The sequence below is a fragment of the Bradyrhizobium sp. AZCC 2262 genome (assembly GCF_036924535.1).
In the GTDB taxonomy this organism is placed as follows: Bacteria; Pseudomonadota; Alphaproteobacteria; order Rhizobiales; family Xanthobacteraceae; genus Bradyrhizobium.
In genome coordinates, this window is sequence record NZ_JAZHRT010000001.1 from 4802524 (window position 1) to 4822366 (window position 19843).

Below are 19843 nucleotides of genomic sequence, written 5' to 3' on the forward strand. Positions count from 1 at the left end.
TCCGTACAACGCATTGATGGGTTTCGCTTCGCTCTACCCATCCTACGGCATCACAATCCCAGATATGCCTTCCGCACATCCGGATTGACCCGAATATCCGCGGCGCTGCCCTGCATCAGCACACGGCCGGTCTGCAGGATGTAGGCGCGGTCGGCGATCTCCAAACACTCCGACATGCGCTGTTCGACGATCAGCACAGTCATGCCGGCGTCGCGGATGCGCTTCACGGCCTGAAAAATTTCATCGACCAGTTTTGGCATGATGCCCTGCGACGGCTCGTCCAGCATCAACAGCCGCGGCCGCGTCATCAGGGCGCGGCCGATCGCCAGCATCTGCTGCTCGCCGCCGGAGAGCGTTTCGGCGCGTTGCTCCAGCCGTTCCTGCAGACGCGGGAACAGCGTGAAAACGAGGTCGAGCGGCGCCTCGCGATCGGCTTCGCTGCGATAGAGGTAGCTGCCGAGCCGCAGATTGTCGCGCACCGACAGGCGCGGAAACAGCCGGCGGTTTTCCGGCACATAGGCGATGCCGCGCGAGGTGATGACGTGCTGCGCCATGCCGTCGATCCGGGTGCCGTCGAACGACACGGTGCCGGAACGCGGCCGTTCTGCGCCGGCGATCGATTTCAGCAATGTCGATTTGCCGGCCCCGTTGGCGCCGGCGACGCAGACGATCTCGCCTTTCGCCACTTCGATACTGACCGCCGAGATCGCGACCAGGCCCTGATAGGCGGTGGTGACTTCATGCACCGACAGCATGACGATCCCCCAGATAGGCGGTGATGACTTTCGGATCGCGGACCACGTCGGCAGGCTTGCCCTCGACCAGCACCTTGCCGAGATCGAGCACAATGGCGCGGTCGACCAGCGGCATCACGATTTCCATCACGTGTTCGACCATCAACACGGTGACGCCGGTGTCACGCACCTTGCGCACCAGCTCGACGCCGGTCTTGGCTTCGACCGGCGTCAGCCCGGTGAGCACCTCGTCGAGCAGCAGCAGTTTCGGCTCGGTCGCCAGCGCCCGCGCCACCTCGAGCCGGCGCTTTTCGGACGGGACCAGATCGCTGGCCAGCACGTTGGCGCGCGGGCCGAGACCGCAAAATTCCAGCACCTCCTGCGCCTTGCGGCGGGCATCGCGCATCACGGTGGTGCGGACCAGCGCGCCGACGATGACGTTGTCGACGACCGTCATGGTCTCAAAGCTCTTCACGACCTGAAATGTGCGGCCGATACCGCGCTGGCAGCGTTCCGCCGCCGGCAACGCCGTGACGTCCTGACCGTCGAAGATGATCGAGCCTTGCGTGGGCGGCAGCACGCCGGCGATCAGGTTGAACAGCGTCGACTTTCCGGCGCCGTTCGGGCCGATCAGGCCGACGATTTCGCCACGCCCGACCGAAATCGAGACGTCGCTGTTGGCGATCAGGCCACCAAAACGCTGCCAGACGCCGCGGGTTTCCAGCAAGGGCGTCGTCATCGAGCCGCCTCCTTGCGCCGGGGCGAGAACAGCCCGACCAGGCCCTGCGGCCGCGCCAGCGAGATCGCGACGATCAGCCCGCCATAAACGATCAAATCGACACCGCGACCAGAACCGCCGATGAAGGAGCGCGTGAGCTCCGTGAGCGGGATCAGGATGATGGCGCCAAGCAACGGGCCCCACAATGTGCCGATACCGCCGAGGACCGCGGGCAGCGCCATCAACAGCGAAAACTGAAAGCCCATGACGCTTTCGGGATCGATATAGGAGACGAACTGCGCGTAAAAGCTGCCGCCGACGGCGACCAGGAACGCCGACACCGCCGCCGCGCCCATCTTGGAGTTGAACACGACGACGCCAAGGCTTTCAGCGGCGTCCGGGTTGTCCTTCACCGCGCGCCACCAAAAGCCCCATTTGGAATCTTCCAGCCACCAGGTGACGAACCAGGCGACGCAGGCCAGCGCCAGCGCGAAGTAGAAGTACGGCAGCTTGCTGCGCGTGAACTGGAATTTCAGCCAGCTATCGCCGCGCACGGGAATATCGATGCCGAGCGCCGCCCCGGCCCAATCCCAGTTGTGGAACAGCAGCAGGCCGATTTCGGCGATGACGATGGTGGCGATGACGAAGTAATGCCCACGCAGGCGGAAGCAGGGATAACCCAGCGCCATCGCAATGATCGCGGAGATCAGGCCGCCGCCGATCATCCCGAACCATGGCAGCACGCCGAACTTGGTGAACAACAGCGCGGTGGTATAGGCCCCGATGCCGAAATAGAGCGCGTGACCGAGCGAGATCTGCCCGCAATAGCCGGAGAGAATGTTCCAGCTCTGCGACAGCGCGCCCCACATCAGCGTCAGCACCATGATGTTCTGGACATAGACGTCCTTGACGAACAGCGGCACGACGGCGGCAACTGCAGCAAGACAGAATGCGACGATGAGGTCGCGGCGGCGACTTCTGGCGAAATTCGTATCCATCACATCGATCCGAACAGGCCGCGCGGCCGGATGAAGACGACAAGGAGATAGACCGCGTAGATGCCGACCGATTTCAGCGAGGGTGGCAGGATCAGCGCCGTGGTGGCTTCGACCAGACCGACGATGATGCCGCCGGCAAAGGCGCCGAACACACTGCCGAAGCCGCCGAGCGCCACCGTCACATAGGCGATCAGCGCGAACGATGCGCCGACGTCCGGATAGATGTAGAAGAACGTCGCCATGATGGCCCCGGAGAGCCCGACCAGCGCCGCGCCGAGACCCCAGCCCAGCGCGAACACGCGGTTCTTGTCGATGCCGACCAGTGCGACCGCACCGGCATCCTCGCGGGTCGCCTCGAGCGCGCGGCCGAAGTCGGTGCGGTTGATGAAGAAGTAGAGCGCGCCGAATGCCGCAATCGAGACCGCGGCGCCAACCAGTTGCGGCTGAGGCAGAAAAATGCCGCCGACCGAGATGGTCTTGCCGCCGAGCCAGGAGTGGGTGACGCTGCGATAATCCGGCGTGAAGAAATACTGCGCCACGCCGCGCATGACGATCGCCAGCCCAAACGTGGAGAAGATCTGCACCATGCCGGCATTGGCCTTGGCGCGCACCGCAAAGCGCACGACCAATAGATAGACCACGGCCCCAAACACGAACAGCGCCGCGGCGACCAGCGGCGCCGACAGCAGCGGGTCGATCGCGAAGAACGCAAACAGGAAGAATGTCGCGTACATCGCGATCATCAGGAATTCGCCATGGGCGAAGTTCACGACGTCCATCAGGCCGAAGATCAGCGCGAGCCCGACGGCAATGAGTCCGTAGAGCAGCCCCATCAGGAGGCCGCTCGCCAGGCTTTGGATGATGGTCTCGGCGGTCACCGGGATCCCCCCATCGCACGTCGTCCCTGCCTAGTGCGCATTGCGCACGGGCGCAGGGACCCATAACCACCGGAGTCGCATTTAAACGAAGGACGTGAGGCCACGATGAAACCGATGCTTCTCGGCGTATGGGTCCCTGCGTTCGCAGGGACGGCGCCGCGTTTGTGATGTCTCTGCAAAAAGCGACGGACTACTTCATCGGCCAGACGGCTTCGGCGATGGCGGCCTGCGGCGGGAAGATGGTGACGAACTTGCCGCCGATATATTGCAGCAGCACCGGGTCGGCGTCGTTGTTCTGGCCCAGTTCGTCAAACTTGACGCGCTTCCAGGGCATGATGGTCTGTTCGCCCGGAATATCGGTCGCGACCAGCGCCTCGCGGATCTTTTCGCCGTCGGTCGACTTGGCGCGGTTGATGGCCTCCGCCATCACGAGCAGGCCCATGAACTGGCGCGACGTGAGGTCGTTAAAATCCTTGCCCGACTTCTCCTTGAACATGGCGTTGACCTTGCCGACCATCGGCCGCTTGGCGGCGAGGTCGAGCGAGAAGCTGCCGCGCGAGATCACACCTTCGAGCTTGTCGCCGACCGCATCGTAGAGCGCCTTTTCGGAGAAGCCGGCGTCCTGCGCCACGATCGCGTTCGGCTTGTAACCGAGCTCGGCCATGGTCTTGACCAGCAGGATGCCGTCGGTGGTGTAGCTCGAGGGCATCAGCACGTCGGCGTTCGCGGTCTTGAGCTGCTGCACTTCCGCCGACAGTGACGGCGAGTTGGAGCGATACTTGATGTCGGTGGCAATCTTGTAGCCGCGATCAGCCGCCAGCTTGAGCTGGGTATTGGCGGAGTCGGTGCCGAAGATGGTGTCCTCATGGAACAGCGACAACGTGTCGATCTTGGCGCCTTTCTTCTTCATGACGTCGAAGAAGTTGAACATCGCGGCCGAGAACATCTCGTCATGGGGAGCTGCGCGGAAATAGAATTTGAGGCCGCGGCGATGCAGGCTCGGCGAAGAGTTGTCCGCCGAGATGAACGGGATCTGATAGCGCTCGCAGATCTGGCTGACGGTGACGGCGACGGCACTCTGGTAGGTGCCGATGACGGCGCAGACCTTCTCCTGGGTGATCAGGCGCTCGGTCTCGGCGCGGCCCTTCTGCGGATCGGCCTGGTGGTCGGCGAAGACGAGGCGGATCTTGGCGCCGCCGAGGCCGGGCAAGCCTTCGCCCTTTGCCAGCGGCAGATCGAAATCGTGGTCCTTGTTGATGATGTCGAGCGCGGTCTCGTACGACTTCTGCGCATCGACGCCCATCTGGGCGCTGGCGCCGGAGAATGGATAGATCACACCGATCACCACTTCGGAGGTCTGCGCGCGGCTCGCAAGTGGCGCGAAGGCGGCGGCGGCAGTGGCTCCAAGCAAAACATTCCGGCGCGTGATGGTCATGGGATATCCTTTGTTGGTCGGTAAACTATCGATGAAGCGGGCGAAGGTTACGGTAAAGCCTTAATGATCAGCACGAACTGCATCAAAGCACGGCAAGCTGTTTGTTCATGAGATCGGTCACCAGCATCAGTCCGGGCGCGTGCGTGATCGCAAACGGCACCTTGGCGGCGGCGATCACCGATTGCGGCGTGACACCACACGCCCAGAACACCGGAATTTCGTCGGCCTCGACCGGCACCGCATCACCATAATCGGGTTTGTCGATATCGGCGATGCCGATCGCATGCGGATGGCCGAGATGAACCGGCGCGCCGTGCACGGAAGGAAAGCGCGTGGTGATCTGCACGGCGCGGATGGCGTCCGCCGGCTTGAACGGCCGCATCGACACCACCATCGGTCCCGCGAACGGCCCTGCGGAACCGCAGGCGATATTGGTGCGGTACATCGGCACGCGCAGCTTGCGTTCGATGTGACGGATCGGCAGGCCGTCCGCCAGCAATGCTTCCTCGAAGGAATACGAACAGCCGATCACGAAGGCCACGAGATCATCGCGCCAGTGCGCCATGATGTCGGTCGGCTCCTCCACCACTTCGCCATCACGCCAGACGCGATAGCGCGGCAGGTCGGTGCGGATGTCGAGGTCGATGCCGAGCGCAGGGATGCTGGGATCGCCGGCATCGGACATGCCGATGATCGGGCACGGTTTGGGATTGAGCTGGCAGAACCGGTGGAACGAGGCCGCGAGGTTTTCGGGCAGGATCACAAGGTTGCCCTGGACGAAGCCGTTGGCGACGCCGGCCGTGGTGCTCGCCATGCCGCTGCGGCAGGCGTGCCGGGCCGCGACACCAGGCGATAAATTCGCCGTATCGTGGCCGGGTCGCTCCGTCCTCGCCAAGCTTGTCATCGTTGATCCCCGCCTCAATCTTGTTGGCATCTACTCCCGCATACGGCTAAGATAAAGTCTAATCTTCTTTTCTAATCAAGTTTGATAAGTTGAATTTATCAATCTGCGGGCATAGGATGCATGACGGATTTCAAGGCAATTGAGACTTTCATGTGGGTGGTGACGCTCGGCAGCTTCCGCGGCGCTGCGCAGAAGCTCAACACCACCCAGCCCGCGATCTCGCAACGGATCGCCCAGCTCGAACGCGAGGTGGGCGTAAGACTCCTGCAGCGCGACCGCCGCATGGTGCTGCCGACGCCGAGCGGCCGGCAATTGATGGTTTACGCCGAGAAGCTGATCGGGCTGCGCTCGGAAATGCTGGCTGTGGTCGGCGACCGCTCGGCGATGCGCGGCGTGCTGCGGCTCGGCGTCGCCGAGACCATCGTGCACACCTGGCTGTCGCAGTTGATCAAGAGCGTCAATCACGCCTATCCAAATCTCTCGCTCGAAATCGAGGTCGATATCACCTCGAATTTGCGGACGCGGCTGCTCGCGCAGGAAATCGAGCTGGCGTTCCTGCTTGGCCCGCTGACGGCGCCAACGGTCAGCAACCGCGTGCTGTGCGACTATCCCGTGGGCTTTCTGGCCAGCCCGTCGCTCGGTCTGGGCAACCGCGAGTTGACGGTCCACGATCTCGCGAAATTTCCGATCATCACCTTCCCGCGCAAAACCCCGCCCTACGAGATCGTGCGTTCGCTATTCAACCGCCCGGACCTGCCGCCGATGCGCCTGCACGCCAGCGCATCGCTGGCAACCGTCATCCACATGGCGATCGAGGGCCTCGGGATTGCGGTGATGCCGACCGCGATCGTCGAAAGCGAAATGGCCGACGGACGGCTGCAACTGCTGTCGACCAATCTGCAACTTCCGCAGCTGACCTTTTCCGCAAGCTGGCTGGCCTCCCCGGATACGGTTGCGGTCGAGCGCGTGGCCGAACTCGCCGCAAATCTCGCGCAGGGCAGCGTCATTGTTGACGCGCCGCGTCAGGCGCGTCATTGAAAAAGCGCACCTTGCGTATCGTCTGAACTTCGGAACGGCCAATGACAAAAATCGCCTCCAACCTGCAAATCGATTCCGCCCGGCTGTGGGACACGATTCACGAAACCGCCAAATTCGGCGCCACGCCGAAAGGCGGCGTGCGGCGGCTGACGCTGGGGCCCGAGGACAAGCAGGTGCGCGACTGGTTCCGGAATGCCTGCGAGGCCGCAGGGCTGGAAGTCCATGTCGATGCGCTGGGTTCGATGTTCGGCCTGCGCAAGGGGCCGTGACATGTCGAAGGCTCCGGTCGGCCTCGGCTCCCATCTCGACACGCAGCCGACCGGCGGCAAATATGATGGCGTGCTCGGCACGCTGGCGGCGCTTGAGGTGGTCCGTACGCTCAACGATGCGGGAATCGAAACCGAGATGCCGATCTGCATCTGCAACTGGACCAACGAGGAAGGCTCGCGGTTTGCGCCGGCGATGATGGCGTCGGCGGCTTATGTCGGCGATTTCACCACCGACGACATTTTGTCGCGCCGGGATGCGGAGGGTGTCACGGTGGCGCAGGCGCTCGACAGCATTGGCTACCGCGGCGCGACCCCGGTGGGAACGCAGAAATTCTCGGGCTTCGTCGAACTGCACATCGAGCAGGGCCCGATCCTCGAAGCCGAGCACAAGACCATCGGCGTAGTCGATTCCGGCCAGGGCGTATTATGGTACGACGGCAAGATCACCGGTTTCGAGAGCCATGCCGGCTCGACGCCGATGCCGCTGCGGCGCGACGCGCTGTCGACGCTGTCGGAAATCGTGCTGGCGATGGAAGCGATTGCGAAAAAGCACGGGCCGAAGGCCGTCGGCACCGTCGGCGAAGCTGTCATTGCCAACCCCTCGCGCAACGTCATTCCCGGCGAGATCGCCTTCACGGTCGACTGCCGCAGCGCGGATGCCGCCATCATGGACGCGCTGGACAAGGATCTGCGCGCTGCGATCGGCGAGATCGCGACACGGCGCAAGGTCGACGTCCAGTTCGATCTGATCTGGCGCAAGCCGCCGACGCATTTCAATCCAAAACTGGTGGACGCGGTGGAGAACGCCGCGAAGATGCTTGGGCTTTCCCATCGCCGTATCACCTCCGGCGCCGGACACGATGCCTGCAACCTCAACACTGTCATGCCGGCCGCGATGGTATTCGTGCCCTGCAAGGACGGCATCAGCCACAATGAGCTGGAAGACGCCACGCAGGCTGATTGCGCGGCCGGCGCCAATGTGCTGATGCATACCGTGCTGGCGCTGGCCGGCGTCGCATCCTGATAAGCAAACAAAGAGGGGAAAGCCGTGCGCGGAGTTTTCGTCGACGCCAATGAATCACTGGCCGTGATCTTCGAGGGGCTGCAAAAGGACGGCGATCCCGACGTGCGGATCAACCGTGACCCCGACATCACCCCGGAGCAATATCCCGCGATCCTCGACGGCGCCGAGATCGCCATCGTCGATCACACGGCGTTGCCGACCGCCATTGCGAAAAAATGCGCCGGGCTCAAGCACGTGGTGTTTCTCGGCACCGGCGCGCGCAGCTACATGAACCCGGAAGAGCTTGCCGAGACCGGGATCCACGTCCACCTGATCAAGGGCTATGGCGATACGGCGGTGGCTGAGTGCGCGATTGCGCTGATGTGGGAAGGCGCGCGCGGCCTTGCCAAGATGGACCGCGGCATCCGGGCCGGCAACTGGCTGCGCGATGACGGCATGCAACTGACCGGCAAGACGCTGGGCCTGATCGGCTTCGGCGGCATCGCCGCCGAGGTCGCGCGGATCGCGCTCGGTTCGGGCATGCGCGTGATCGCCTGGAACCGGACGCCGAAGAAATTCCCGAAGGTCGAGTTTCTCGATTACGACGAGGTACTGACCGAGAGCGACGTCATCTCGATCCACCTGTTGCTGAACGACGAGACGCGCGGCATGATCTCGCGCGCCTGCATCGAGGCCATGAAGCCCGGCGTGATCCTGGTCAATACGGCCCGCGGCGCTGTTGTCGACGAGGAAGCGATGATCGACGCCCTGAAGTCGGGCCATATCCGCCACGCCGGCCTCGACGTCTTCAACATCGAGCCGCTGCCGGCGGATCATCCGCTGACGAAACTTGAAAACGTGACGCTCTCGGCGCATTCGGCGTTCCGCACGCCGGAAGCAAGCGAGAATTTGATGCGCGCGGCGTGGGAGCACTGCCGAAGGATCGTGAAGCACAGGTAGGCGCGGTCTTCTGCCTTCTCCCCTTGTGGGAGAAGGTGGCGCGCAGCGCCGGATGAGGGGTTCTGTCCGCCGAGTCAGTACGCACAAAGTGAGCAAAGGCGCAAAGCGCCGTGCCCACCGTTCACGCTTCGCTTGGGCCGATGCCCACCGCTTTGCACACTCTACCAAACTCATCATTATCGCGAGCGAAGCGAAGCCATTCATCTTACGGCTTGTTGAGAAATGGATTGCTTCGTCCCTCCGTTCCGCGCCAACGCTTCACGTTGTCGCAGGCAATTCGTCCAACCATGCTCTTGCCGACCAGATCTCCTGTAGACTTTCCAGCGATGCGCTCGTTCCGCAAAACAGCCTGCTATACTGGGTTGCGCAACTTCTGATAGCCTACCGGCGTATAACCCACTACCGGCAATCATCTTGATCATCACACAAGTCCAAACTGTTCGCACCGCCGACACCTCTGCATACGCCTGGGCAGGGCTCCGGAAGTTTCAGAACGTAGACTTGGTTACGTCAAGGCTAGTCTCACTCCACAATGTGCCTAGGCGATACTACGACGACGTCCGCAAGCAGGCGTTACAAATCAGATATTGCTTGCTGCAGGCCCGCGAGTATTTCACAGCGGCGGCTTCTGTATCGCTAGCGACCAAACCTAACCTTCTCTATTACGGCACTATGAGTTTGGCGTTTGCCGAGATCTTGTTCAAGCAATCTGGTGACAGCAGTCTAGACAGAGCGAGAGAACAGAACAAACATCATGGGCTTACGATGACCGCCATCGGGTCACCCAAAACATCCCCTTTGCGAGAGTCCTCCCGTCTGCTCAAGGCTTACCCTATGGAAATAATGGGGGTGCGCAAAGGCACCTTCGAGTTGTGGCATCGCACGGCGCGCGAGCATCCCATTCCCGGGGAAATGACGAGATACTTCCAAGATGAAGCGTCAACGACTACTTTTGAATGCCTCTGGGGCGCTGAGGACAAGCAGTACAAGCCCGTTCCTTCCACCGGCATTTCGTTAGAAGACTGCTTGAATGGTCTACCCCTACTGAGCGAACATTTGGAATCCGCGGGGCTAACGCCACACTTCGTACGCGGGAAATGTCTAGGTCGCTTGTGGCCGGGACCACAATGGAATTTGAATAACATCTTTATCATACATCCCGACCCGAAGGTTCGGTCACTGCTTGAACGATTGAAAGTGAACCCAAATCTTGTTGATCGGATCGATCTAAGAGAAGCTGGCACCGGGATAGTAGTCACATTGACCAGTGATTCGGTAAACGGCCACGCCTCTTTCCCCGTCCCCGGAGCCGCGATGATAAACACGGCCGAGTGGCGGATGTGGACCAATGATCCGCCCCTAAACGAGTTTGGCTTTTACTATGTGGGACTTTATCTCGCGGGGAATTATGCTCGTTATTATCCCGATAAGTGGCTCGCAGATGTGGAAGCTTCCAGCCCGATATCTCTAGCAATCGAAGAAATGTGCTCTACTGCTGAGTGGAGAGCCCCATGGCTTACTCTATGCGAGTTAGATCGAAAACTGTTTGTCAATGAAGCGTGAAGCGAGGCTCGTTTTAACCTGCCATAGACGGCCAGAGGTATCGCCATCTCAGTATAACAAGAAAAGCTATAACGTCATCTACCAGCTTAGCGGCAGCGAGACGGATGAGAGGCCTGTCTCCGCGGAAAGAACCCCTCATCCGGCGCTACGCGCCACCTTCTCCCACAAGGGGAGAAGGGAAGACAAGTGCTCCGCGCCACACATTCCACCGTCATCCTGATGAGACCGCACAGTGGTCGTCTCGAAGGATGGCAGCGGGCGAGATCGTGGCTCTCATGATTCGAGACGGCGCTGCGCGCCTCCTCACCATGAGGGTCTGACTTATCAATCCACCATGTCCGCGACGGCCTTTCCACACGCCGTCGTATCCGCATTGCCGCCGAGATCCTTTGTCCGCAGCGTGCGTTCGCCCAGCGTGCGCTCGATGGCGCCGACGATCGCGGCAGCCGCCTGCTTCTCACCGAGATGCTCCAGCATCATCGCGCCCGACCAGATCATGCCGATCGGGTTGGCAATGCCCTGGCCTGCGATGTCGGGCGCCGAGCCGTGCACCGGCTCGAACACCGACGGGAAATTGCCTTCCGGGTTGATGTTGCCCGACGGGGCGATGCCGATGGTGCCGGTGCAGGCCGGGCCGAGATCGGAGAGGATATCGCCGAACAGGTTCGAGCCGACCACGACGTCGAACCAGTCCGGGTGCAGCACGAAATTCGCGGTGAGAATGTCGATGTGGTACTTGTCCCACTTCACTTTCGGAAAATTCTTCGCCATCGCCTCCACGCGCTCGTCCCAATAGGGCATCGTGATCGAGATGCCGTTGGACTTGGTCGCCGAGGTCAGGTGCTTCTTCGGCCGCGACTGCGCCAGCTCGAATGCGAATTTCAGAATGCGGTCGACGCCGACGCGCGTCATCACGGTCTGCTGCGTCACGAATTCACGATCGGTGTCCGGGAACATGCGGCCACCGACGGAGGAATATTCGCCCTCGGTATTTTCGCGCACCACCCAGAAATCGATATCGCCGGGCTTGCGGTTGGCGAGCGGCGACGGCACGCCGGGCATCAGCCGCACCGGGCGCAGATTGACGTACTGGTCGAATTCGCGCCGGAATTTTATCAGCGAGCCCCACAGAGAGACGTGATCCGGGATCTTTGCCGGCCAGCCGACCGCACCGAAATAGATCGCGTCGTGCTTGCCGATTTTCGCCTTCCAGTCCTCCGGCATCATCTCGCCGTGCTTTTCGTAATAGTCCCAGGACGCAAAGTCGAAATGATCGAAATGCACTGATACCCCGTGCTTTTTCGCCGCCGCCTCCAGCACGCGCAGGCCTTCCGGGATCACCTCCTTGCCGATGCCGTCGCCGGGAATGACCGCGATCCGATACTGCTTTTTGGCGCTGCTCATCGAGAGTTTCCTTGGCTGTTTTGTCAGGCGGCTAATGCCGGTTATTTGATTGCCTTGCAATGGACCAAACCTGCCGGTTGCGCAACGCTGCACTGCAATGTTGACCGCCATGGCGCCGCAAGCCTAACAATTTGCGACCCCCTCTTTCCACATCCCCTCACCCAAGCGAGAAATCCCATGGACCTGCATCTGCGCGGCAAACGCGTCCTGATCACCGGCGCCTCCAAGGGCATTGGCGCGGCCGCGGCCGAAGCCTTTGCCGAGGAAGGCTGCGACGTCATGCTGGCCGCCCGCAACGGCGAGCAGTTGAAAGCGCTCGCCGAGCGGCTGCGCTCGGCGCACCAGATCGGCGCAACCGCCCATGTCGTGGACCTGCGCAAGGGCGAGGACATTGCAAAACTCGTCAAGGACGCCGCCGATATCGACATCCTCGTCAACAACGCCGGCGACATCCCGGGCGGCTCGATCGACAAGATCGACGAGGCGACCTGGCGGCATGCCTGGGAGCTGAAAGTGTTCGGCTACATCAACCTCACCCGCGCGATCTACGCGCAGATGAAGGCGCGCGGCGGCGGCGTCATCGTCAACGACATTGGTGCTGCCGGCGAAAGGTTCGACGCCAATTACATCTGCGGCAGTGCCGGCAACGCCGCGCTGATGGCTTTTACCCGCGCGCTCGGCGGCAAGAGCCTCGCCGACAATATCCGCGTGGTCGGCATCAATCCCGGCCCCGTCGGCACCGACCGCCACGTCACGCTGCTGAAGACGCGAGCCAAGAACCAGTTCGGCGACGAGAACCGCTACAAGGAATTCCAGAAGAACATGCCGCTCGGCCGCCCCGCGCATGCGCGCGAGATCGCCGACCTCATGGCGTTTCTCGCTTCCGACCGGTCCGGGTATACGTCGGGCGTGATCTTTACCGTGGACGGCGGGCATACTTCGGGGTGGGGCTAGGCCCGTCACCGCGCACACGGACCTCATCCTGAGGAGCCGCGCAATTGCGCGGCGTCTCGAAGGATGGGCTGCGAGCCTCGTGGTTGTCGGTATGCAATTCCCCTCGCCATGAGGGTCGGACAGGCGTCAGTGCGGCTAACTCTGGCCCGTCGTTCGCTCGAACAATTGCCGGATCAGCGTCGTGATCCGTCCCCTCGGCGACATCATTTCGTGCATGATGGTGAAATGGTTCGCACCCGGAATTTCCTCATAGGTCACCGGCAACCCGTATCTCGCACGGTGGCCGGCGAAGTCGGCGGTCTGCTTGCGCAATAGCGGCAGCTCGGCGCTGCCGACCACCAGCGATAGCGGTTTTGGCGGACCGCCTTCCTGCATCATCGGCGAGTTGCGGCGAGAGGTTGCCTCATCGGCGCTCAGCTTTTCGTTGAGGTAGCTGTGGCGGATCGGCTCGAGATCGTAGATGCCTGATATCGCCATGCCCGCCCTCACCTTCGGATGCGACAGCGCCATCGAGGTAAGATGCCCGCCGGCGGACCAGCCGGAAACCACGATGCCGCCGGCCGCAGCACCAAGCGCAGGCAATTGCCCGGTGAGGAAATCAATGCCGGCATGGATTTCGGCGACGATTTCGTCCAGCGCAGCCTCCGGCGCCAGCGTATAGCCGATCAGCGCGACATTGATGCCATGCGCCATCGGACCTTCGGCAACGACGGTGAAAACTTCCTTGGCCCGCGCCTGCCAGTAGCCTCCGTGGATGAACAGCAGCGTCGGGGCGTTGTCGGCGGCCTTCAGGAAATCGATCCGGTTGCGCTCACGCGGGCCATATCGCAGATCGAGATGCCCGGGGAAACGCTTGCGCATTGCGGCGGAGCGCTGCTCCCAGCCCGCGACCATCTCGACGCTGCCGGGCACGGCGACGCCGTTATTGAGGCCGAGGTCGCGCGCCTCCTGGTTCATGGCGCGCCAGTCCAGCGCAGAAAACAATGTCGTCATGCAATATCTCCGGTCGGCCACAACTTTGGTGCGTTTCCACTTTGCCGGAAAATGTTCTACAGCACCATCTGCGACCAAGAAACGAAAACGAGCAGGAGATAGCGAAGTGGCTGATCAGGGGCTGGTGCGTGAGACGGCGTGTTCCATCGTCGGCAAACTGAAATCGGGCGAAGTTACCCCGCTGGATCTGCTCGACGTGCTGGAAAAGCGCATCGCCGAGGTCGACGGCCAGGTCAACGCGCTGCCGACGCTGTGCTTCGACCGCGCCCGCAAGCACGCCACCGCACTGATGAAGAAGCCGGCCAGCGAACGTGGCCTGCTCGCAGGCCTTCCGATACCGATCAAGGATCTCACCAATGTCGCCGGCGTGCTGACGACGCAGGGCTCGCCGATCTACAAAGATAATATCCCGGCGAAGTCAGATATCCTGGTCGAACACCTCGAAAATAATGGCGGGGTAATCTACGCCAAGTCGAACACGCCGGAATTCGGCGCCGGCGCCAACACCTTCAACGAAGTGTTCGGCCCGACGCGAAATCCCTGGGATACGTCCCGCTCCGCCGCCGGCTCCTCGGGCGGCGCGGCGGTGGCGCTGGCGACCGGCACCGCGTGGCTCGCGCACGGCTCGGACATGGGCGGTAGCTTACGCAATCCCGCGAGCTTCTGCGGCATCGTCGGATTGAGGCCGAGCATCGGCCGCGTCGCGCATACGATAGCCGCGGCGGTCGATCGCAATCTCGGCGTTCAGGGCCCGATGGCACGCAATGTGGAAGACGTGGCCCTGCTGCTCGACGCCATGAGCGGCGAGCATCCGGCTGATCCGCTGTCGCTGCCGGTGTTGCCGAATTCGTTTCTGTCCGCCGCGCGCTCCGGCAGCAAGCCGAAGCGCATCGCCTATTCGCCCGATCTCGGCATCACCCCGGTCGATCCTGAAGTTGCGACCGTCACTCGCAAGGCCGCGCAGCGCTTTGCGGAAGCTGGCGCCATCGTCGAGGAAGCCCACCCCGACCTGCGCGAGGCCCATGAATGTTTCCATGTGCTGCGCGCGTTCGATTTTGCGTTGTCAAAGGCGGCGCTGTTGCGCACGAAGCGCGACCTGCTCAAGCCCGAGGTGATCTGGAACATCGAGGAAGGCCTCAAGCTGACCGTCGAACAGCTCGAACGCGCCGAGGCGCAGCGCGTCGCCATGACCGCGCGCACGCTGGAATTTTTCGAAAAATACGATCTGTTGCTGGCGCCCGCCACCATTGTGCCGCCATTCCCGGTCGAGAACCGCTATGTCGCCGAATGCGCCGGCAAGAAATTCGACAATTACGTCGAATGGCTCGGCATCGTCTATGCAATCACGCTGGTGTGCTGCCCCGCACTGTCGCTGCCCTGCGGATTTACCGCCGCCGGCCTGCCGGTCGGGCTGCAGGTGGTCGCGCCGCCGCGCGGCGAGGCGCAGTTGCTGGCGGGAGCCAAGGTGCTGGAGGATATTCTGGGCGTGCGCGGCACGACCCCGATCGATCCGCGGGCGCCCAAATAACCGCGATCGGAGAACGCAGTCACCTTCTGGCACGGCGTTCTCCGGTTCAATATCGGGAACCGGCGCGGCCCATCGTCGTTACCTGCTGTTATGCGTGGCGAACTGATCCGGGAGAATGGGATCGTTCGTCGCCTTCTGGAGACCGGCCATGACCGATCAAGCCATTATGCCTGCCGACGATCATCTCGACCTCCAGGACGTGCAGCGGCGGATCAAGGCTATTTTCATCGGCTCGGTCGGCAACCTCGTCGAATGGTACGATTTCTACGCCTACACCGCGTTCGCGCTGTATTTCGCGCCGGCATTCTTTCCGAACAGCGACCCCGTGGTGCAGCAGCTCAACGCCGCGGTGCTGTTCGCGGCAACCTTCCTGATGCGCCCGCTTGGCGGCTGGCTGTTCGGCTTCATCGCCGACCGCTACGGCAGGCGGCTGTCGCTGACGCTTTCCGTCGTCTGCATGTGTTTCGGCTCGCTGATCATCGCGGTGACGCCGACCTATGCCACCATCGGCATCGCCGCTCCCGCCATCCTGGCGCTGGCGCGCATCATCGAGGGGTTGAGCCTGGGCGGAGAATACGGCGCCAGCGCCACGTATCTCACCGAGGTCGCCGACCCCCGGCATCGCGGCTTCTATTCGAGCTTTCAATACGTCACGCTGATCGGCGGCCAACTTACCGCGATCATGGTGCTGTTGCTGTTGCAGAAGGTGTTCCTCACCCCGGAAGAGTTGAAAGATTGGGGCTGGCGAATCCCCTTCGTGATCGGCGCGCTGCTCGCGATCTTCGCCGCCGTCATGCGGCGCAATTTGCAGGAGACCGACGCGTTCGAGGAAGCCAAGAAGCTGACAAAACCAACCGGCTCGATCCGCGGACTTCTGAAATATCCACGCGAGCTGCTGCTGGTGGTCGGTCTCACCGCCGGCGGCACCGCGGCGTTCTATACTTTCACGACCTACATGCAGACCTTCGTCAAGCTGTCCGTTGGCCTCACCGAGGACCAAACCACCTTCGTGATCTTCGGTTCGCTGATCTTCGCGACGATCCTGCAGCCGATCTATGGCGGCCTGTCCGACCGCATCGGCCGCAAGCCGCTGCTGATCTTCTTCGGGCTGGCCGGCACGCTGGCGACGGTCCCGATCCTGACCACGCTGAAGGACACCAAGTCTCCGTTCGCAGCTTTCCTGCTGATCTGCGGCGCCTGGATCTTCGTTGCCGGCTATACCTCGATCAACGCGGTCGTGAAGGCGGAATTATTCCCGACCAATGTCCGCGCGCTCGGAGTCGGCCTGCCCTATGCCATCACGGTATCGCTGTTCGGCGGCACCGCGCCGGCGGTCGCGCTCTATTTCAAGACGCTGGGGCATGAGGACTGGTTCTATTATTATCTCAGCGGCATGATCTTCCTCTCGCTGATCATTTATTCTACGATGCGCGATACCAAACATGAATCCGCGATGCATCGCCACGAATGACCGGTTCCGATATGGCCGACGAGAACGAGCCGCCGCCGGAGAACAAGCTGACGCGCAGCAAGGCGCGCTGGGCGCGCGAGGGAAAATTCCTCACGGGCAAGATCTCGCGGCCCGAGGAAGCGCGGCTACCGCCGGGCCAACATTTGACGAAGGACTGGCCGACGCTCGATCTCGGATTGACCCCGAACATCTCGCGAGAGCGCTGGCGGCTCGACGTCTATGGCGCGGTCGAAAACCCGCTGTTCTGGGACTTCTCCCAGTTCACCACGCAGCCGCAGAGCAAGTTCGTATCCGACATTCACTGCGTCACCACCTGGTCGCGCTACGACAATCGGTGGGAGGGACTGGCAACCCGCGATCTCCTGGATGCCTGCCGGCCGCGCGAGGAGGCGCAATTCGTGGTGCTGCATTCGCATGACGGCTACACCACCAATCTGGCGCTGGAAGACTTTGCCGCCGAGGACGCCATCCTGGTCCATAGCTGGTCGGGCGCACCGCTCGAGCAGGAGCATGGCGGCCCGGTGCGGCTCGTCGTGCCGCATCTCTATTTCTGGAAAAGCGCGAAATGGCTGCAGAGCATCGAATTTCTTGCAGAGGATGCGCCGGGTTATTGGGAAGTGCGCGGCTATCACAACCGCGGCGACCCGTGGGCTGAACAAAGATATTCAGGCGACTGAGCCGCAACATTGACTGGGGAGAACGCCCGTGCCGACTGAACGCTTCCAATTCACCGGCGAAGGCGGCCATCAGCTTGCCGCCGCGCTGGATACGCCGGATGGGCCGGTGCAGGCCTACGCGCTGTTTGCGCATTGCTTCACCTGTGGCAAGGATGTGCTGGCCGCGAAACGTATTGCGACCGCGCTGGCCGCCAGGGGCATCGCAGTGCTGCGGTTCGATTTTACTGGCCTCGGCTCCAGCGAGGGCGAATTTGCAAATTCGACCTTCTCTTCCAACGTCGCCGATCTCGTCCGCGCCGCCGATCATTTGCGTGAAACACGCGGGGCGCCCGCGATGCTTATTGGACACAGCCTCGGCGGCGCGGCCATCCTTGCCGCCGCCGGGCAGATTCCGGATGCGAAGGCGGTTGTGACCATTGCGGCGCCCTCCGATCCCGTCCATGTCACCCATCTGTTCGGGGATAGCATCGAAGACATCCGCCAGCATGGCGAGGTCGAGGTTCAACTCGCCGGACGGCCGTTTCACATCAAGCGCGAGTTTCTCGACGACATCGCCGAGCACAGCCTGACGGCGGATATCGCCAAACTTCACAAGGCGCTGCTGGTCATGCATTCGCCGACCGACGACACGGTCGGCATCGACAATGCCACGAAGATTTTTGTGGCCGCCAAGCATCCCAAGAGCTTTGTTTCGCTGGCGGGCGCCGATCACCTCTTGAGCGGCAAGCGCGACGCTGCCTATGTCGCCGGCGTCATCGCCGCCTGGGCCGAACGCTATATCGAGCCCGTCGCAGCGCAACCCGCCGCTGCCGCGAGCGGGGCGCCGCGTAACGTCGTGGTGCGCGAAACCCGCAACAGCAAGTTCCAGCAGACCGTGACATCAGGTCCGCATCAGATGCTGGCGGATGAGCCCGTTGCCGCCGGCGGCCAGGATAGCGGACCCGGGCCGTATGATTTCGTCCTCGCCGGCCTTGGCGCCTGCACGTCGATGACGATGCGGATGTATGCCGACCGCAAATCGCTGCCCGTCGAGCGCATCACGGTGACGCTGAAACACAGCAAGATTCACGCGGAAGATTGCGCTGAATGCGAGACCCGCGAGGGCATGCTGGACCAGATCGACCGGGTCATCGCAATCGAGGGTGTGCTCGATGCCGATCAGCGCAAGCGGCTGATGGAGATTGCCGACAAGTGCCCAGTGCATCGGACGCTGACGTCAGAGGTGCGGATTGTGACGAAGGCTGCAGACTAGGCCGCCGCCAGCGGGCGGACGCGCAGCGCACCGCGCAGGCCGGCGGCGGTGCCGACGAGAATACCGGCGAAGGCGATCAGCGACGCCAGCGCCAGCGTCGAAAATCCCGTCAGTCCCTGCCCGATCGAGCAGCCAAACGCCATCACGCCGCCCGCGCCCATCAGTGCTGCGCCGCCACCCGAGCGCAGCATGTGGCGCGGCGATTGGAAGCCCTCGAGGTGGAAACGTCCGGTCAGCAGCGCGGTCGCGAGGCTGCCGGCGAATACGCCGAACACCGTGACGATGCCGAAATTGAGCGTCGATCCCGTCGACAGCATGACATACTGCAGCGCGTCGGCGATCGGCGCGATGAAGGTGAGCGAAGTCACCGGCGTCGGGTTGAAATCATCGGCGCCGAGATAGCCGGTCGCGAACCAGCCGGCCGCCACCAGCAGGCCGACCGCGAGACCCGCGGCGATCTGCCCCGCCGAGCGCCGGAACGCCGGCTGCGCAAAGGCGAAGATAATCAGCGCCGCCGAGATGATCGAGGCTGCCAGCATGCGCGCGGCCGGTGCGCTCAAGCCTGCGGCGGCGAACAGCGCCGGCACCGAGTTTGCCGTTGCCGTGGTCTGGGACGCAGCGACCATTGCAATACGCGGCGGCGCGATCAGGCCCTTCAGCGCCATTTGCGCGAAAATCGCCAGTACCACCACCACCACGAAGGAACGGAGATTGCCGCGCCCGAGCAGCACCAGCGCGCGCGAGCCGCAGCCGTTCGACAGCACCATGCCGTAACCGAACAAGAGGCCACCGAAGAACATCACCGGCGCCGAGAACGAAGACTGCAGATAGATCGACTTGCCGATATCGACGAGCCCGGCCGCCGCCAGCAATTGCGTCGCGGCGACCGCCACGCCGATCGCCAGCGCATAGGTGCGGACCAGCCGGCCATCGCCTTCTGCCAGCCAGCCGCGCATGCCGCTCATCAAGCAGAAGCCGCTGAGAAGCCCGACCGCGCCATAGATCAGGCCGATCGCGAGGGCTGAGAGCATGACGATGGTGGTGGACTCCATGGCTTCGCTCCC

At 62.6% G+C, this 19843-nt stretch carries 17 protein-coding genes and 1 pseudogene; 9 read left to right on the forward strand and 9 right to left on the reverse strand.

Annotated features, from left to right (window positions below; all coding sequences use genetic code 11):
• Positions 1-50: 50 nt before the first annotated feature.
• From V1283_RS22805 to V1283_RS22830, 6 genes are all read right to left on the reverse strand, one after another.
• Complete coding sequence (locus V1283_RS22805; protein WP_334388713.1) at positions 51-755, reverse strand: ABC transporter ATP-binding protein; 705 nt, start codon at positions 753-755, stop codon at positions 51-53.
• Positions 739-1473, reverse strand: a complete 735-nt coding sequence (locus V1283_RS22810) for an ABC transporter ATP-binding protein (protein WP_334388714.1) — start codon at positions 1471-1473, stop codon at positions 739-741. Before V1283_RS22810 ends, V1283_RS22805 begins: the two co-directional genes overlap by 17 nt.
• A complete protein-coding gene (locus tag V1283_RS22815) occupies positions 1470-2450 on the reverse strand; it encodes a branched-chain amino acid ABC transporter permease (protein WP_334388715.1) in 981 nt (326 codons plus the stop codon). Before V1283_RS22815 ends, V1283_RS22810 begins: the two co-directional genes overlap by 4 nt.
• Entirely contained in the window at positions 2450-3328 is an 879-nt protein-coding gene (locus V1283_RS22820; protein ID WP_334388716.1) for a branched-chain amino acid ABC transporter permease, read from the reverse strand. Before V1283_RS22820 ends, V1283_RS22815 begins: the two co-directional genes overlap by 1 nt.
• Positions 3329-3518: 190 nt before the next feature.
• Positions 3519-4763, reverse strand: a complete 1245-nt coding sequence (locus V1283_RS22825; protein ID WP_334388717.1) for an ABC transporter substrate-binding protein — start codon at positions 4761-4763, stop codon at positions 3519-3521.
• Between the two features lie 82 nt (positions 4764-4845).
• Positions 4846-5667 carry a putative hydro-lyase gene (locus V1283_RS22830; protein ID WP_334388718.1) on the reverse strand — a complete coding sequence of 274 codons (822 nt, stop codon included), beginning with the start codon at positions 5665-5667 and terminating at the stop codon, positions 4846-4848.
• A 120-nt stretch (positions 5668-5787) separates the two neighbouring features.
• On the opposite strand from V1283_RS22830, the gene V1283_RS22835 reads away from it, so the two are divergent.
• The 4 genes and pseudogenes from V1283_RS22835 (at position 5788) to V1283_RS22850 (ending at position 10500) form a co-directional block, all read left to right on the forward strand.
• Positions 5788-6705 carry a LysR family transcriptional regulator gene (locus tag V1283_RS22835; RefSeq protein WP_334388719.1) on the forward strand — a complete coding sequence of 306 codons (918 nt, stop codon included), beginning with the start codon at positions 5788-5790 and terminating at the stop codon, positions 6703-6705.
• 41 nt (positions 6706-6746) lie between these two features.
• Positions 6747-7998 (forward strand): annotated as a pseudogene (locus V1283_RS22840) (Zn-dependent hydrolase).
• Between the two features lie 24 nt (positions 7999-8022).
• On the forward strand, positions 8023-8937 hold the full coding sequence (locus V1283_RS22845) for an NAD(P)-dependent oxidoreductase (RefSeq protein ID WP_334388720.1): 915 nt from the start codon (positions 8023-8025) through the stop codon (positions 8935-8937).
• A 534-nt stretch (positions 8938-9471) separates the two neighbouring features.
• Positions 9472-10500: a YaaC family protein gene (locus V1283_RS22850; protein WP_442895877.1), complete on the forward strand. Its 1029-nt coding sequence runs from the start codon at positions 9472-9474 to the stop codon at positions 10498-10500.
• 324 nt (positions 10501-10824) lie between these two features.
• Here the strand turns inward: V1283_RS22850 and V1283_RS22855 are convergent, their stop codons facing one another.
• Positions 10825-11904, reverse strand: coding sequence for a tartrate dehydrogenase (locus V1283_RS22855; protein WP_334388723.1), 1080 nt, complete (start codon positions 11902-11904; stop codon positions 10825-10827).
• Between the two features lie 177 nt (positions 11905-12081).
• Here V1283_RS22855 and V1283_RS22860 point away from each other — a divergent pair, with 177 nt between their 5' ends.
• The gene (locus V1283_RS22860; protein ID WP_334388724.1) at positions 12082-12858 is read left to right on the forward strand and encodes an SDR family oxidoreductase; all 777 of its coding nucleotides are present in this window, start codon (positions 12082-12084) and stop codon (positions 12856-12858) included.
• 135 nt (positions 12859-12993) lie between these two features.
• Here V1283_RS22860 and V1283_RS22865 read toward each other — a convergent pair whose 3' ends face one another.
• Positions 12994-13851: an alpha/beta hydrolase gene (locus tag V1283_RS22865; protein ID WP_334388725.1), complete on the reverse strand. Its 858-nt coding sequence runs from the start codon at positions 13849-13851 to the stop codon at positions 12994-12996.
• 106 nt (positions 13852-13957) lie between these two features.
• Between V1283_RS22865 and V1283_RS22870 the strand changes: the two genes are divergently transcribed.
• From V1283_RS22870 to V1283_RS22885, 4 genes are all read left to right on the forward strand, one after another.
• Positions 13958-15379, forward strand: coding sequence for an amidase (locus V1283_RS22870; protein ID WP_334388726.1), 1422 nt, complete (start codon positions 13958-13960; stop codon positions 15377-15379).
• 148 nt (positions 15380-15527) lie between these two features.
• Entirely contained in the window at positions 15528-16850 is a 1323-nt protein-coding gene (locus V1283_RS22875; RefSeq protein ID WP_334388727.1) for an MFS transporter, read from the forward strand.
• A gap of 11 nt (positions 16851-16861) precedes the next feature.
• Positions 16862-17527, forward strand: a complete 666-nt coding sequence (locus V1283_RS22880) for a sulfite oxidase-like oxidoreductase (RefSeq protein ID WP_334393145.1) — start codon at positions 16862-16864, stop codon at positions 17525-17527.
• A gap of 28 nt (positions 17528-17555) precedes the next feature.
• Positions 17556-18779, forward strand: coding sequence for a bifunctional alpha/beta hydrolase/OsmC family protein (locus V1283_RS22885; protein WP_334388728.1), 1224 nt, complete (start codon positions 17556-17558; stop codon positions 18777-18779).
• Here the strand turns inward: V1283_RS22885 and V1283_RS22890 are convergent.
• Complete coding sequence (locus tag V1283_RS22890; protein WP_334388729.1) at positions 18776-19831, reverse strand: YeeE/YedE family protein; 1056 nt, start codon at positions 19829-19831, stop codon at positions 18776-18778. The two genes, V1283_RS22885 and V1283_RS22890, sit on opposite strands and share 4 nt — an antisense overlap.
• Between the last annotated feature and the right edge of the window lie 12 nt (positions 19832-19843).

What these genes read in the sequence shown, in the direction of transcription:
- V1283_RS22805 (WP_334388713.1), bottom strand. Translation starts at nt 755, where the DNA reads ATGCTGTCGGTGCATGAAGTCACCACCGCCTATCAGGGCCTGGTCGCG.
- V1283_RS22810 (WP_334388714.1), bottom strand. Translation starts at nt 1,473, where the DNA reads ATGACGACGCCCTTGCTGGAAACCCGCGGCGTCTGGCAGCGTTTTGGT.
- V1283_RS22815 (WP_334388715.1), bottom strand. Translation starts at nt 2,450, where the DNA reads ATGGATACGAATTTCGCCAGAAGTCGCCGCCGCGACCTCATCGTCGCA.
- V1283_RS22825 (WP_334388717.1), bottom strand. Translation starts at nt 4,763, where the DNA reads ATGACCATCACGCGCCGGAATGTTTTGCTTGGAGCCACTGCCGCCGCC.
- V1283_RS22830 (WP_334388718.1), bottom strand. Translation starts at nt 5,667, where the DNA reads ATGACAAGCTTGGCGAGGACGGAGCGACCCGGCCACGATACGGCGAAT.
- V1283_RS22835 (WP_334388719.1), top strand. Translation starts at nt 5,788, where the DNA reads ATGACGGATTTCAAGGCAATTGAGACTTTCATGTGGGTGGTGACGCTC.
- V1283_RS22855 (WP_334388723.1), bottom strand. Translation starts at nt 11,904, where the DNA reads ATGAGCAGCGCCAAAAAGCAGTATCGGATCGCGGTCATTCCCGGCGAC.
- V1283_RS22860 (WP_334388724.1), top strand. Translation starts at nt 12,082, where the DNA reads ATGGACCTGCATCTGCGCGGCAAACGCGTCCTGATCACCGGCGCCTCC.
- V1283_RS22865 (WP_334388725.1), bottom strand. Translation starts at nt 13,851, where the DNA reads ATGACGACATTGTTTTCTGCGCTGGACTGGCGCGCCATGAACCAGGAG.
- V1283_RS22875 (WP_334388727.1), top strand. Translation starts at nt 15,528, where the DNA reads ATGACCGATCAAGCCATTATGCCTGCCGACGATCATCTCGACCTCCAG.
- V1283_RS22880 (WP_334393145.1), top strand. Translation starts at nt 16,862, where the DNA reads ATGGCCGACGAGAACGAGCCGCCGCCGGAGAACAAGCTGACGCGCAGC.
- V1283_RS22890 (WP_334388729.1), bottom strand. Translation starts at nt 19,831, where the DNA reads ATGGAGTCCACCACCATCGTCATGCTCTCAGCCCTCGCGATCGGCCTG.